The sequence below is a fragment of the Sporosarcina sp. FSL K6-1540 genome, from assembly GCF_038620285.1.
Classification (GTDB): Bacteria; Bacillota; Bacilli; order Bacillales_A; family Planococcaceae; genus Sporosarcina; species Sporosarcina psychrophila.
Map to the genome: position 1 here is coordinate 2,283,610 of NZ_CP152018.1, position 14,993 is coordinate 2,298,602.

Consider the following 14,993-nt stretch of genomic DNA (forward strand, 5'->3'; position numbering starts at 1 on the left):
TTTAAGGAGGAAGAAAAATGACGTTATTTGAAAAGACGGCAACAGAACTTCAGTCGCTATTACATAATCGGGAAGTATCTGTCAAAGAACTGACGGAGGAGTCACTAGCCCGTATTGAAAAGATGGATGGAAAAGTACAAGCTTTCCTCTCAACAAATGGCGAACAGGCACTCGCTAAAGCGGAAGAATTGGACAACCAGCCATTAGAAGGACGGGGACCTCTATTCGGGTTACCGATCGGTCTGAAAGATAATATCGTTACAAAAGGCATTGTTACAACTGCTGCTAGTAAGATGCTTGAAGGCTTCGTACCAGTTTACGATGCGACAGTGGTTGATAAAATCAACGAAGCAGGACTAATAACAATCGGGAAACTGAATATGGATGAATTTGCGATGGGATCGACGACAGAAAGATCTGCATTCCAAACGACACATAATCCATGGAATCTTGATTACGTTCCCGGAGGTTCATCAGGCGGTTCGGCGGCGGCAGTTGCAGCCGGCGAAGTAGCATTCGCACTTGGTTCAGATACAGGCGGCTCTGTCCGTCAACCCGCTGCATTCTGTGGCGTTGTCGGCATGAAGCCAACATACGGTCGCGTGTCTCGTTCAGGTCTTGTTGCTTTCGCATCATCACTAGACCAAATTGGTCCGATTACGCGCAACGTTGAAGACAATGCATTGCTACTAAGTGCAATTGCAGGCTTAGATGCAAAAGATTCATCTACATCTCCGCAGGCTGTTCCTGATTTCCGTGCTGCACTAACTGGCGACATCAAAGGCTTAAAAATCGGCGTTCCAGCCGAGTATTTAGGTGAAGGCGTATCTGAAGAAGCGAAAAATGCAGTATTGGAAGCGCTCAAAGTACTCGAATCACTTGGTGCCGAGTGGGAAGAAGTTTCACTTCCACATTCGAAGTATGCATCTGAAGTCTACTATGTCATATCATCTTCTGAAGCATCATCGAATCTTGCTCGTTTTGACGGGATTCGTTACGGTTATCGTGCTGAAGGCGTCAAGGATCTTGAAGAATTATACGCGCGTACACGTTCTGAAGCTTTTGGCAATGAAGTGAAAAAACGTATTTTATTCGGTATGTATTCATTAGGTGCAGCTCAACACGGTGGTTTATATGTGAAATCGCAAAAAGTACGTACACTCATTGCACAAGACTTTGCTACTCTTTTCGAAAAATACGATGTAATCATCGGACCTTCATCTGCGACAACGGCTTATAAAATTGGTGAAAAACTAGAAGATCCGTTGACGCTGTATGCAAACGACATTTTAACAGTTCCGATTAACCTTGCGGGTGTACCGGCAATTTCGGTTCCATGCGGATTTTCGAATGGACTTCCACTTGGTCTTCAAATTATCGGGAAACATTACGATGAAGCGACACTCTACAAAGTTGCACATGCTTACGAACAAGCGACTGATTTCCATACACAAACTCCAGTCATATGGGAGGGGAAATAATAATGAACTTTGAAACAGTAGTAGGACTTGAAGTCCACGTAGAACTTAAAACAAATTCGAAAATCATGTCCCCAGCTCATGCACATTTTGGTGCGGAACCAAACATGAACATTCATGTGATTGACTTGGCTTATCCAGGTGTATTACCGGTGATGAACGAACAAGCAGTTGATTTCGGTATGAAAGCTGCAATGGCACTTAACTGTGAAATTGCGCCTATTACTAATTTCGACCGTAAGCATTACTTCTATCCCGATAATCCGAAAGCTTACCAAATCTCTCAAGATGACCGTCCAATTGGTGCAAACGGTTGGGTAGAAATCGAAGTTGATGGTAAAAAGAAAAAGATTCGTATTGAACGCGTTCACCTTGAAGAAGATGCAGGGAAATTAACACATACCGATGAAGGTCACTCGCTTGTTGACTTAAACAGACAAGGTGTACCATTAATTGAAATTGTAACTGAAGCTGATGTACGGTCTCCTGAAGAAGCGTATGCTTTCCTTGAAAAATTGAAAGCTATCATTCAATACACAGGTGTTTCCGATGTCCGTATGGAAGAAGGATCACTCCGTTGTGACGCCAACATTTCTATCCGTCCGTTTGGACAAGAGGAATTTGGAACGAAAACGGAATTGAAAAACTTGAACTCATTCAACTTCGTTCGTAGAGGAATCGCATATGAAGTGGATCGTCAAGAAGAAGTTTTATTATCCGGTGGTAAAATCGAACAGCAAACACGCCGTTACGATGAAGCAACAGGTAAAACAATTCTTATGCGTGTCAAAGGTCCAGCGAATGATTATCGCTTTATTCCAGAACCTGATTTGACAGATATTCATATCGATGAGGCATGGATGGCACGTGTTCGTGCTGAAATTCCAGAACTTCCGGACGCTCGTAAGGACCGTTATATCAACGACCTTGACTTACCTGCTTACGATGCGATGGTATTGACACTGACAAAAGATATGTCTGATTTCTTCGAAGCAACTGTTACGGCGGGAGCGGATGCGAAGCTTGCATCTAACTGGCTTATGGGTGAAGTTTCAGCTTATCTAAATGCAGAGGCAAAAGAACTTGATGCTACGGCATTAACGCCTGAAGGACTTGCAAGTATGATTAAGCTGATTACAGATGGTACAATTTCATCTAAAATCGCGAAAAAAGTGTTCAAGGAATTGATTGATAACGGCGGAAATGCAGCAGACATCGTCAAAGAAAAAGGGCTTGTCCAAATTTCTGATGAAGGCACGCTTCGAACAATCGTCACTGAAACATTAGATGCAAATGAACAATCGATTGAAGACTATAAAAACGGGAAAGAGCGCGCAGTAGGCTTCCTCGTTGGTCAAATTATGAAAGCGACGAAAGGGCAGGCAAACCCGCCACTCGTTAATAAAATTCTTCTTGAGGAAATTGCGAAGAGGTAACTAGAAAAGCGTAAGGCGCCTTGACACCATTTTTAGGCGAAAACTTATTATTTCCTATTTTTAATTGAGACGTTCTGCATAAGACTTTTCCAAGTCCCTGTACAGAGCGTCTTTTTTTAATCTCGTAATTTGATTCGCGGGAAGGGACGACGTACAATTAAAGAAAAGGAGTGTGGATGATTGATGAAAACTGAACAACAATACTTTGATGAAGCCATTTCACTCGAACAGTATATGAATAAGATGGAAAAACATAAAGAAGAAAGTTTTCGCATTTATGAACAATTCGAAGTGCCGGCAGATGATGAATTCATCGAGCTATTAAAAGCAAAGAAACCGAATATCTTAGTCATTACGGAAGATTGGTGCGGAGACGCTATGATGAACAATCCGGTTCTTCGAAGAATAGCGGAAGCCGCGTGTCTTGACGTACGTACGGCTTACCGTGATGCAGATACGGACTTAATCGACAAACATCTGACAAATGGAGGTAGGTCGATTCCTGTATACTTATTGCTTGATGAAGACGGGGAAGTCGAGGCGAAATGGGGACCGCGAGCAGCTGCCATTCAAGAATATGTTTTAGAATTGCGCAAAGACTTACCTGCAGCTGATTCACCAGTTTATAAAGAAAAACAGCAGGCATTCATCGAGCGGATTACTGCCGAATATACATCCAAGCCAGAGCTGTGGTTGACAGTATACGATGACATTCGTAAAACATTCTTACCGGTATTGCAGAAACAATCTTAAGTGCCAAGTGGCATGTCTTATTAATAGAGCATTTTAGCTGATTCTTTTAAAAAACATATGTACGAATAGAGGGAATTACGGATGAAACGAGCAAGAATTATTTATAATCCGACGTCGGGACGCGAAGCATTCCGCAAACACCTGGGTGAGGTACTCGAGAAGCTTGAAAAGGCCGGTTATGAAACATCTTGTCATGCGACAACGTGTGAAGGAGATGCAACAGAAGCAGCTAAACATGCTGTAGAAGCTGGTTTTGACCTTGTAATTGCTTCAGGTGGGGATGGCACATTGAACGAAGTCATCGCGGGCGTGAGTCCATTTGACAAACGTCCGAAAGTTGGACTTATTCCTACTGGAACGACGAACGACTTTGCGCGCGCGTTACGTATTCCTCGTGATATTAACGAAGCGGTAGATATTATCATTCGTGGAGAAACGATACCTGTCGATGTTGGTTTAATGAACGATCGCCACTTTATTAACATTGCAGGTGGCGGCAGATTGACCGAATTGACATATGATGTCCCAAGCAGATTGAAGACAGTACTTGGGCAGCTTGCTTATTATTTAAAAGGTATTGAGATGTTGCCGTCGATCCACTCTACTCACGTCAAGATTGAATACGATGGTGAAGTATTTGAGGATGAAGCAATGATGTTTCTCGTCGGCTTAACGAATTCAGTCGGCGGCTTTGAGAAACTTGCACCAGGTTCAAGCATTAATGACGGGAAATTCACTTTGCTTATCCTGAAAAAGTGTAATATCGCTGAATTCATTCGTGTTGTTTCGCTTGCTCTCAGAGGTGAGCATCTAGATGATCCGCTTGTTATTTCAACTAAAGCAGAAAAAATCACAGTGACATCCACTGAAAAGGTACTCCTCAATCTAGATGGAGAATACGGTGGAGTATTACCGGCAAGGTTTGAAAATCTTTACAGGCATATTGAGATGTTTGTTCCTATGAGTGAATTACGGAATGAGGATCGAGTAGACCTACCGGATTCTTCTGTAGAGTCGTAAATTGCAGTCAGGATTAGGTAGTAAGTGGATTGGACAAAATGAGCTGTAAGGATGCCGAAAGTGGGCATTCCTACAGCTCATTTTCTAAAAGATAAGAAAAGATAAGAAAAGATAAGAATTTCACTTTGAAGCAGTGTCTAGGCTAGGTACCTTTAAAGTACAGTACAGCTGTGGGTCTTGAAGTAGGCCCTGCAAGGATGTAGGTATGAGTGAGTGGGGAGGGATTTGAATTACATCCCTCCTTGTTGCGACAGGACGGTGCCTTGCTCTTTACTTATGTCTAGCCGCTCGGGTCATAAACAATCAAGCTATATGGCAAAGAGCGCCAAGCCGCTAGATTGATTTATGCCTGTCGCGTCTTGCGGGCGCCTTTCGCTTTTCAATGTCTAGACTCCAGGCACCAGCCCCTCGGGTTATAAGTCGTTTTGCTGTGGGGCTGAAGTACACCTCCTCACAAACCGTCTTATACCTGTCAGGGCTGGACGGCGCCTTTCGCTTTTCTTAAATAAATTCTATTGCCTGATCTTGATTGGCGGCTAGTTCGGGCAACTTGTTGATGGGTACCCAGCGATGGCAAAATATCATACCGTCGTCTTCGCCACCTCCATATACACGGTGTTCCCACCCATCATGTTCTTTACCGATAAACGTGAGGTGGAAAATATTCCTTTCATAGATAACATTCTTATGTTCAGGGAAGTAATTCGATTTAATAACTTTCCCTTTCAACTCTAAATTTTCTCTATTAATACCTGTTTCTTCTTCGATTTCCCGATATAATGCGTCTATCAGAAGCTCGTCCTCTTCAATTGTTCCTCCGGGGACCTGTAAGCCGGCGTTAGGATTATCTTTATGCTCGAACACCAGAATTTCACGCTCGGTACCCTCTCCTTTTGTAATATAAGCTAATACTTTTCTTTTTAGTTCCACTGCGTTCACCCCGCTTTAGTTTATTAAATATACACAATATTCCGTACTCCGGCAAGCAGGTACTTTGCTACATATTTGTTGAAATAAAGAATTTCATTGAATTCATTAAAGCTATTCATTGTTGAACGCCTTCGTTCACTTTTTATATTGGTATTCACTTGTTCAACATGTCTAGTCACAAATAGTTCATGTAAATCGTTTTAAACGTAACTACTGGGTGGTATAGAGGGTATACAATAGAATCATGATGTATTTGAAAGGACATGGTGCAAGTGTACAAAATACATGAAAAAAGACTTATATGGCTTGCATTTATTATTGCAGGAATTATGCTGTTATCAATTTTCGGTAAAATCTTCGGGAGCTAAAGGGGGATACGCAGATGGGAAATGAAGAAGCAGTCTTTTTTTCAAGGGTCTTAACCGAAACAACTTTATCATTCCATATTATTTATGCAACAATTGGCGTCGGAGTACCGTTGATGATTATGATCGCACAATGGGTTGGCATAAAGAAAAACGATGATCACTATATTTTACTTGCACGACGTTGGGCAAGAGGTTTTATCATTACAGTTGCCGTTGGTGTCGTAACAGGAACCGCAATCGGTTTACAATTATCCTTGTTATGGCCTAATTTCATGGAACTTGCAGGGAACGTCATTGCACTTCCGTTATTTATGGAGACGTTTGCATTCTTTTTTGAAGCAATTTTCCTCGGTATTTACTTATATACATGGGATCGTTTTGAAAACCAAAAGAAACATTTTCTATTACTTATTCCGGTTGCCATCGGAGCATCCTTTTCTGCGGTGTTCATCACAATCGTTAACGCATTCATGAATGCACCAAGAGGGTTTGATATCGTTAATGGTGAATTCGTTAACGTCAATCCGCTACTTGCGATGTTCAATCCAGCGATGCCGACGAAAGTGGCACACGTTGTTGCGACTTCTTATATGACAGCTGCTTTTGTGCTTGCAGCGATTGCAGCGTTCCGTCTGTTAAAAGGTTCGAATCATGAATACCACAAAAAAGCACTTTATCTAACGATGAAAGTTGGGCTTGTCTTTGCAATTGCATCAGCAATTATCGGTGACTTCTCAGGGAAATATTTAGCGGAGTATCAACCTGAAAAATTGGCTGCCGCAGAATGGCATCTTGAAACAAGTGATAATGCGCCGCTGATAATGTACGGCATTCTCAAAGATGGAGAAGTTAAATATGCCATCGAAATACCATATGCATTATCATTCCTTGCACACGGTAGCTTTACGCAAGAGGTAGCTGGTCTGGATCAATTCCCTGAAGATGAAGTTCCGCCACTATATATCCATTATTTATTCGACATAATGGTGTCAATTGGTATTTGGATGACCCTTCTTTCGGGCGTATTTTGGTTAGGTGTTCAACGAGGTTGGAAAATGGTTTCTACGAAATGGTTCCGCTGGCTTATCGTACTTGGCGGGCCTCTCTCAATAGTAGCGATCGAAGCAGGCTGGTGGCTCGCAGAAGTCGGTAGACAACCATGGATTCTAAGAGGTATCATGCGGACGCAGGACGCCGCTACGACGAGCGGACATGTTGACTCGATGCTTATCTTGTTCTGCTTGCTCTATCTTGTCCTTGGGGTCGGTAGTGTAGTTGTACTGAGAAGAATGTTCCGTAATAATCCAGTTGAACGTGAAATTGAAGATCGTGATACGGAGAAAGGCGGCGACGTGCTATGACACTCGAAATACTTGGCATATCCGTTCTATGGACTTTCCTGTTCGGTTATATACTGATTGGTGCCATTGATTTTGGAGCAGGTTTTTTCAATGCCTACAGCACGCTCACTGGCCGTCAGCATATTTTGACCAACATTATTCAGCGCTATTTATCGCCTGTTTGGGAAGTGACCAACGTTTTCTTAGTGTTCTTCTTTGTGGGGATTATTGGGTTTTTCCCGAAAACAGCGTTTTATTATGGAACGACGTTATTAATCCCCGTCAGCATTGGGATTATCCTACTGGCCATCCGTGGTTCCTATTATGCATTTGAGACATACGGGGCACGTGGACACAAAGGGTATTCGTTCATGTACGGCCTTGCCGGAATACTTATTCCAGCATCGCTGTCCATCGTACTTACCATTTCTGAAGGTGGATTTATCGACATGGTAAACGGTAATCCCGTACTCGATTATTGGAGGCTGTTCTCCAGTCCGTTGACCTGGTCGATCGTTGTGCTAAGCATCGCCGCAACGCTTTATATATCGGCGGTATTCCTGACTTGGTATGCGAATAAAGCACGTGATGTTGCAGCGACGAATATGATTCGGAAATATGCGCTCATCTGGGCATTGCCGACGATTATCACAGCAGGGGGCATTATATTCGAACTAAGAAATCACAATCCGGAACATTACTCTAACATCCAAAACTTCTGGCCGATGTTCCTTATCTCGTTTATCATGTTCATCGGAACGGTTTGGCTAATCTGGAAGCGCCGTAATTACGGACTCGCGTTTCTATTGCTAGTGGGACAGTTTGCCTTCGCCTTCTTTGGCTATGGTGCGTCCCATTATCCATACTTGTTGTACCCATACTTGACGATTTACGACAGCTTCACGAACCCGGCCATGGCCATCTCGCTTATCGTGGTGTTCATCATGGGACTTGGGCTGCTGATTCCGTCATTGTACTTGCTCATGCGTCTATTCCTATTCGATAAAGACTACGTCCGCGGAAAAGGCGACTACCACGCATAAGGAGGAATGGTCCATGAATCACTTTTTAATGTTTTACGCACCTTTCATCGTCCTCATCGGGGGACTCGTCGTTGCGTTCGTTATTGCACCAATGGACGGAGCCATAAAGAAGCAGATTGAAAAAGAAAAGTAAAAGAGAGCAGACGTCGATTGTGGCGTCTGTTTTTTGTTGGTGATCGGTAGGCGGGCGTATGTGGGTGCGAACCGATCATATAAGAAGGCAACTGATCATAAAAGTAGGCAATCGATCATAAGCGTGTGCTGACCAATCATAAAAGTAGGCAATCGATCATAAGCGTGTGCTGACCAATCATAAAAGTAGGCAATCGATCCTAAGCGTGTGCGAACCGATCCTAAAAGTAGGCAACCGATCATAAGTGTACACTGACCGATCATATAGGTTAGTTTACCGATTATATGGGTGGACCAACCGAGCATATACAAGTGCCGACTAGCCAAACAAAATCTACTCCCGCAGTAAAGTACATGTATTGTCTAATAGATGCCCACGCGACATCTGTTTTTTCACCCTCAGCATGGTAAACTAAAGACATCTGAAATTTGGAGGAAAATATAATGTCATATAGTGTAAATAGAAACGATCGTCTCAGCGTCTACGTAGAAGATTTAACGCACGATGGTTCGGGCGTAGCAAAAGTGGACGGCTATCCGCTTTTCATCCCCGGTGTACTTCCAGGCGAAGAGGTTAATATACAAGTAGGTAAAACATTGAAAAAATACGGCTTTGGCAGGCTGTTAAATATAACGAAAGCATCCCCTGATCGTGTAAAACCGCCTTGTCATGTATTCTCAGAATGCGGTGGATGTCAGATGCAACACTTGTCTTACGAAGGTCAACTTGTGCAAAAGCGTAAAACAGTACGTGATGTAATGGACCGTGTCGCAAAACTCCCCCATGTGCCAGTGCACCCAGTAAAAGGGATGGACGACCCTTGGCGCTACCGCAATAAATCACAAATCCCTTTCAGTGAGCGGGATGGAAAAGTTGTTTCTGGATTTTATAAATCGCGTACACATCACATCGTTGACACAGATATTTGTCTCATCCAAAGTCATGAAGCAGATGACCTAATGGCTATGTTGAAATATGAGCTACATGCAATCGGCGTTGATGCCTATGATGAAAAGACTCACTTAGGTTTGCTTCGTCACTTAATTGTCCGGAAAGGACGTACCTCAGGCGAAGTAATGGTTGTTTTAGTAACGCGCAAAAAGAAATTTACGCAGAAAGATGCAGCCATAGAACTTATTAAACGTGTCGTTCCAAATGTAACGTCAATTATGCAAAACTTTAACACCGAGAGAACGAACGTTATTTTCGGTGATGAAACAGTTTTGTTATACGGGAAACCGGTTATTGTCGATTCAATCGGCAACATCGATTTCGAAATATCTGCACGCTCTTTCTACCAAGTGAACCCTGTACAGACGGAAGTTCTTTACGGACAGGCACTAGAGTACGCACAGCTAACAGGAAATGAATCTGTCATCGATGCGTATTGCGGTATTGGTACAATTTCGTTGTTCATCGCACAAAAAGCAAAAGAAGTTTATGGCGTTGAAATCGTTCCCGAAGCAATCGAAGACGCTAAACGCAACGCGGAATTGAATGGCATAAATAACGCGCATTTCGAAGCAGGCCCTGCTGAAGTCGTCATTCCGAAATGGTATGCAGATGGCAAACGATTCGACGTGCTGGTTGTTGATCCACCGCGTAAAGGCTGCGACGAAGAACTTTTGAAAACAATTTTGGAGTATAAGCCAAAACGTGTTGTTTACGTATCATGTAATCCAGGTACACTTGCACGGGATTTACGCATACTTGAAGATGGCGGTTATCGCACGCAGGAAGTACAGCCGGTTGATATGTTCCCTCATTCGAGTCATGTGGAGTGTGTGGCTTGGTTGGAGATTTGATTCGAGGATAAGGAAAACGGGAAAAGGTGAATCTTTTCCCGTTTTTAAAATCATAAAAACTCAGACAGTTGCTGTTGACGTTTATCGAGCATAATTTGTTCTGGTTTGATCCCTCGTTCACGCAGCAATTCAATATTCTGCATGAGGAATTCGTCACTGCCAACTATATAGAACTGTCCGTCTTTATCGGCAGTTAGATTTTTCACTTCTTCATAGTAGTCTCTCCGATTATCGACGAACCGTGATATGAATTTCTTATCAGGTGCAGATTCAAAAATAGTAGAGAATAGGAAATCCTTTGACGAATCGATGTTTAAGGAATGAACTTGATTGACGTTTTCCGCACGTTCAAAGTAATCAAGTACAAGTGGTCTGAAAGTTGCCAGGCCAACGCCTGATGACAATAGATAAACATTTTTGTTTTCTCTTTTAAGTGGTATATTCGAATGAGTTTTAAATATTGCAACTTCATTGCCAACTTCAAGATTTCTTAAGATCGCTTTAAACTCGGAGCAATGTTCTCTGATACGGGTTGTAATGCCAATTGAATTTTCATGAGGTAAAGTGGATATTGACATGTGGCGAATTAAGCTACGGTTCGGCTTATCTCCAGCGTTAAAACCTTTAAGTGCGAAATGAGTGTGGGAACCTTCCTCCCATGAAAAGTCCTCCGGACGATCGAGCAAGTATGTTTTCACTTCAGGAGTTTCTTCAATAATTTTATTTATTTTAGTCCAGTATATTTGCATTATACTCTCCCTTTACATTTATATTTTCTGTCACTATTAAATATATAGTAGTTGATAACGATTATCAATTAAATGGTTTTTTATTTCAAGTCTTGCAAAAAAAACTTTAATTAAATCAGGTTAGCTAGAATGCTTAATAAAAAGTTCCTATGTAACATTGAACTATGAATCCAATGTTGCATGCGAAAATTAATTTCTTCATGCTCACTTCTTGTTAGTTAAAGTATTTGATGGCAAACAACTATTTAAAAGGGAAGCAACTGAAATATATACATGAACGATGGTGTAGGTGAATACACATATGTCGAATGCGTTGCATGGTTGGAGATTTGAAACGAGATATTGAATGAAAGGTGAAGAATCGTTTTTAACTTGATTCTTCACCTTTTATGTTGAGTAATATATGCCAATCACCATGTAATTGGCTCTTATACAGACATAGTCAAACGATAAATAGACAAGGTAATTGTGAATTGGTATGGGGAATTTCATCGGTAAACTGGTTAGATAGGATAAATAGAGAGGTGTAGTCAAAGTATATAGTGCCATCTTTCATCCAATTAGAGATTTTCATATAATTTCTTTGGTGCAATTCGAAACGAACAGTTTTATATTGTTCCTTAAAAGCTTTATTCGAAGAGTTGGCATGGTTAGACTTACATACTATATAAATGTAAAAAGCTTGAGGATTCAAATTTGAATCCTCAAGCTTTTTACAATTCCAGTGTTTAATATATCGATTTTAAAAATTAATAAGAAACTAAATAAACAACATAGTTGATTTAAAGATTTTAAGCTCTTCCTAGCGGGTATAGAGATAACCAATAGGGCGTCCAAAATCAATTAGATTGCTCAAATAATCGGTCATCATCCCTTTACAGTTAATAGTTATAGGTCTGCTTACAAAGAAGGGAATATCACTCGGTAAACCTTCAAAACCATCAGTGGGACAAAAGGCGGTTCTTTTGGAAACTGTATTCTATGACATGACGAGATGATTACACAGCTTTGTTTGAGACTATAAAATTGAAATCATGTATTCAATCTACTTAGAATGACTGTGAAATAAATGGAAGGTATTTAAGTTTTAATTTCAACTCATCCTAAGTTATCTTGTCGAGTATTAATTCTTAACAATTTTTAACATAAAGCATCTTGCTTTTAATGAAATTTACAAAAGCTTTACAAAATACCTGTTGAAAATTTACACTAGGCGATTATTCTAGTATTAGACAAGATACGACATAAAAAAGTTCCTAACCTATTTCTAGGAGGTCACAAATGACTAGGTTGAAAAGAGTGAAAATGGGATTATTAACGCTGTCTCTAATTACTATACTATCCGCATGTACAAGCAATGATGAACCTAACGGACAAGCGTCAAAAGGTAGTAACGCAACAGTGTCTATTTCAGGATCAACATCTGTAGGGCCGCTTGCTGAAAAACTAGCCCACAAATATTCAGAGCAAGACAAAACGAATATTGAAATAAACCAAATTGGTTCATCTGCGGGTATTACCAACGCAATCAGTGGCGTGTCTGAAATAGGTATGTCTTCACGAGATTTAAAGGATGAAGAAATAGCGAGTGGATTGAATGAGGTCGTTATTGCTTATGATGGAATTGTAGTAGTGACTCATCCAACTAACAAAATAAAAGATCTTACGATGGAGCAAGTAAAGAAGATTTTTACTGGAGTAGTGACGAACTGGAAAGAACTTGGTGGAGATGATATGGAAATCGTTGTTGTCTCTCGCGAGGATGGTTCAGGTTCACGTGATGCTTTCCAAGAAATTGTCGATTACAGCTCTGGCGAATTAATAAGAAATGCAATTATTGCAAGTGGTAACGGTAATATTAAAACAACAGTAGGGAACAATAAACATGCAGTGGGCTTTATTTCATTTGAATATATAGATGACTCCATTTCGACAATCGACATTAATGGCGTAGCAGCAAATGCAGAAAATGTTCTAAAAGAACAATACAGTTTGTCTAGACCATTCTTATTTCTATATAAAGAAGGTCAATTAACAGAGGATGGCCAACGATTTATAGATTTCATCTTAAGTGAAGATGGACAACTCATTGCAGCTGAAGCAGGAGCTATTCCTATAAAATAAAAGATTCTTAAAGAAAAACAGAACCATAATTTTGAGTGTGATTTTGGAGGAATAAAGTGTGTCTATCCCAACAACTAACGAGCAGGCCGTAGCAATCGGTAAAGCAAATAAAAGGAAGTATTTGTTAGAGAAGGTGTCTTCAAGAATTTTCTTGATTTGCGCACTTCTTTCAGTTATCACTTTATTGTTAATCATTGGATTTGTATTTTATAAAGGAGCTCATCCCTTTGTAGCAGGTGGTTATAGCTTTATAGATTTTATTTTTGGTACTGATTGGGTACCGAGTGAAGATAAATTCGGTATCTTCCCAATGATTGTTGCATCAATTTATGCAACAGTTGGAGCATTAATTATTGGGGTTCCTATCGGTTTATTTACAGCGATTTTCTTGGCGGAAATTGCCTCTAAAAGAGTAGCTAAAATTATTTCACCAGCCATTCAGTTGCTAGCTGGTATCCCATCTGTATTATATGGTGTATTTGGACTTGCAATCATTGTTCCATTTTTACAAGATACGTTCGGTTTAGTGAAAGGACAAAGTTTACTAGCTGTTATTCTTGTGCTAGCAATCATGATGTTACCCACAATTGTGACTGTAGCAGAGACGGCGATTCGTGCGGTCCCTCATACATATCGTGAAGGATCATTAGCACTTGGCGTATCTCATATTGGGACAATTTTTAAAGTCATTGTACCAGCAGCTAAGTCAGGAATTATGACGGCAATCGTATTAGGTTTAGGTAGGGCCATTGGGGAAACGATGGCAGTTATCTTAGTAGCTGGTAATAGTTTAATCGTCCCTACGAGCCTTACAGATAGTGTTCGTCCACTGACGACAAATGTTGCTTTAGAAATGGGTTATGCATTCGGTACACATCAAGAAATGTTGTTTGCAACGGGAATTGTTTTATTCTCATTTATATTAATTTTGAATTTTGTATTAGCCAGAATCAGTGCGAAGGGTGGCAACTAAGATGAGGCAATTTAAAGATAACTTGTTACGTGGACTTTTATGGTTCTCGGCTTTCTTATCGGTTGCTGTCCTCGTTATGATTGTGGGGTTCATCTTTTATAAAGGATTTCGTTTAATCAGCTTCGATTTCATCTTTGGCGATTATTCACCAACTGGAGGCGGCGGTATTTGGCCAATGATTGTAACAACGGTCTACACAATTTTTATTTCATTGATCATCGCAACACCCATTGGGATATTAGCGGCCGTTTACTTGCAAGAATACGCGAAACAAGGGCGTTTGGTAAGAATCATACGTTTTGCAACAGAAAGTTTGACAGGAATCCCCTCGATTATTTACGGTTTGTTTGGGGCAGTATTCTTTGTAACAACCTTAAAGTTAGGTATGTCCATTATTGCTGCTTCATTAACATTAACGATTATTGTTTTGCCTGTCATCATCCGAACAACAGAAGAAGCATTGAAAACAGTACCGGCTTCCTATCGTGAAGGTTCGTTAGCACTTGGGACAACGAAGCTACAAACCTTATATAAGGTGATTTTACCTAATGCCATGCCGGGGATTTTATCGGGTATCATCCTCTCTGTTGGACGAATTGTTGGCGAGTCAGCTGCTATTTTCTTAACAGCCGGAACTGTTGCTGCCATGCCAAATGGAATCTTTTCATCGGCTCGAACGTTAACGGTTCATTCCTATTTAGTCACACAAGAATCGGGAGACATTGAACTTGCTGCAGCAGTGGGGATCATCTTAATCGTTCTCATTTTGATCATCAACCTTTCAGCAACCTACATATCAAAAAAGTTAAACAAAGGAACCAACAAATAAGGAGTGCTTATC

General features: G+C 40.9%; 12 protein-coding genes. 10 read left to right on the forward strand and 2 right to left on the reverse strand.

The features are described 5' to 3' along the window. Window positions 1-17: 17 nt before the first annotated feature. The 4 genes from gatA (at window position 18) to MKY15_RS10615 (ending at window position 4,687) form a co-directional block, all read left to right on the forward strand. The gene (gene gatA, locus MKY15_RS10600) at window positions 18-1,481 is read left to right on the forward strand and encodes an Asp-tRNA(Asn)/Glu-tRNA(Gln) amidotransferase subunit GatA (protein WP_338653642.1); all 1,464 of its coding nucleotides are present in this window, start codon (window positions 18-20) and stop codon (window positions 1,479-1,481) included. 2 nt (window positions 1,482-1,483) lie between these two features. After that, window positions 1,484-2,914, forward strand: a complete 1,431-nt coding sequence (gene gatB / locus MKY15_RS10605; protein ID WP_187046607.1) for an Asp-tRNA(Asn)/Glu-tRNA(Gln) amidotransferase subunit GatB — start codon at window positions 1,484-1,486, stop codon at window positions 2,912-2,914. 183 nt (window positions 2,915-3,097) lie between these two features. Next, window positions 3,098-3,667 (forward strand): thioredoxin family protein, encoded by a 570-nt coding sequence (locus MKY15_RS10610; RefSeq protein WP_342539737.1) that lies wholly within the window; start codon window positions 3,098-3,100, stop codon window positions 3,665-3,667. Window positions 3,668-3,748: 81 nt separating this feature from the next. Further along, the gene (locus tag MKY15_RS10615) at window positions 3,749-4,687 is read left to right on the forward strand and encodes a diacylglycerol kinase (protein ID WP_340766296.1); all 939 of its coding nucleotides are present in this window, start codon (window positions 3,749-3,751) and stop codon (window positions 4,685-4,687) included. 501 nt (window positions 4,688-5,188) lie between these two features. On the opposite strand, the gene MKY15_RS10620 is transcribed toward MKY15_RS10615, so the two are convergent. Further along, a complete protein-coding gene (locus tag MKY15_RS10620) occupies window positions 5,189-5,617 on the reverse strand; it encodes an NUDIX domain-containing protein (RefSeq protein ID WP_342539658.1) in 429 nt (142 codons plus the stop codon). Window positions 5,618-5,999: 382 nt separating this feature from the next. On the opposite strand from MKY15_RS10620, the gene MKY15_RS10625 reads away from it, so the two are divergent. From MKY15_RS10625 to rlmD, 3 genes are all read left to right on the forward strand, one after another. Beyond that, the gene (locus MKY15_RS10625; RefSeq protein WP_342539659.1) at window positions 6,000-7,346 is read left to right on the forward strand and encodes a cytochrome ubiquinol oxidase subunit I; all 1,347 of its coding nucleotides are present in this window, start codon (window positions 6,000-6,002) and stop codon (window positions 7,344-7,346) included. Then, the gene (locus tag MKY15_RS10630; protein ID WP_340766294.1) at window positions 7,343-8,368 is read left to right on the forward strand and encodes a cytochrome d ubiquinol oxidase subunit II; all 1,026 of its coding nucleotides are present in this window, start codon (window positions 7,343-7,345) and stop codon (window positions 8,366-8,368) included. Before MKY15_RS10625 ends, MKY15_RS10630 begins: the two co-directional genes overlap by 4 nt. Before the next feature lie 576 nt (window positions 8,369-8,944). After that, window positions 8,945-10,306: a 23S rRNA (uracil(1939)-C(5))-methyltransferase RlmD gene (gene rlmD / locus MKY15_RS10635; RefSeq protein WP_342539660.1), complete on the forward strand. Its 1,362-nt coding sequence runs from the start codon at window positions 8,945-8,947 to the stop codon at window positions 10,304-10,306. Between the two features lie 50 nt (window positions 10,307-10,356). On the opposite strand, the gene MKY15_RS10640 is transcribed toward rlmD, so the two are convergent. Beyond that, window positions 10,357-11,055 (reverse strand): dihydropteridine reductase, encoded by a 699-nt coding sequence (locus MKY15_RS10640; RefSeq protein ID WP_342539661.1) that lies wholly within the window; start codon window positions 11,053-11,055, stop codon window positions 10,357-10,359. 1,281 nt (window positions 11,056-12,336) lie between these two features. On the opposite strand from MKY15_RS10640, the gene MKY15_RS10645 reads away from it, so the two are divergent. From MKY15_RS10645 to pstA, 3 genes are read left to right on the forward strand one after another with little or no spacing between them, the layout of a single operon-like run. Beyond that, a complete protein-coding gene (locus tag MKY15_RS10645; RefSeq protein WP_082786475.1) occupies window positions 12,337-13,179 on the forward strand; it encodes a phosphate ABC transporter substrate-binding protein in 843 nt (280 codons plus the stop codon). A gap of 58 nt (window positions 13,180-13,237) precedes the next feature. Further along, the gene (pstC, locus tag MKY15_RS10650; RefSeq protein ID WP_187046612.1) at window positions 13,238-14,152 is read left to right on the forward strand and encodes a phosphate ABC transporter permease subunit PstC; all 915 of its coding nucleotides are present in this window, start codon (window positions 13,238-13,240) and stop codon (window positions 14,150-14,152) included. A gap of 1 nt (window position 14,153) precedes the next feature. After that, window positions 14,154-14,981, forward strand: coding sequence for a phosphate ABC transporter permease PstA (gene pstA / locus MKY15_RS10655; protein ID WP_340741391.1), 828 nt, complete (start codon window positions 14,154-14,156; stop codon window positions 14,979-14,981). Window positions 14,982-14,993: the final 12 nt, after the last annotated feature.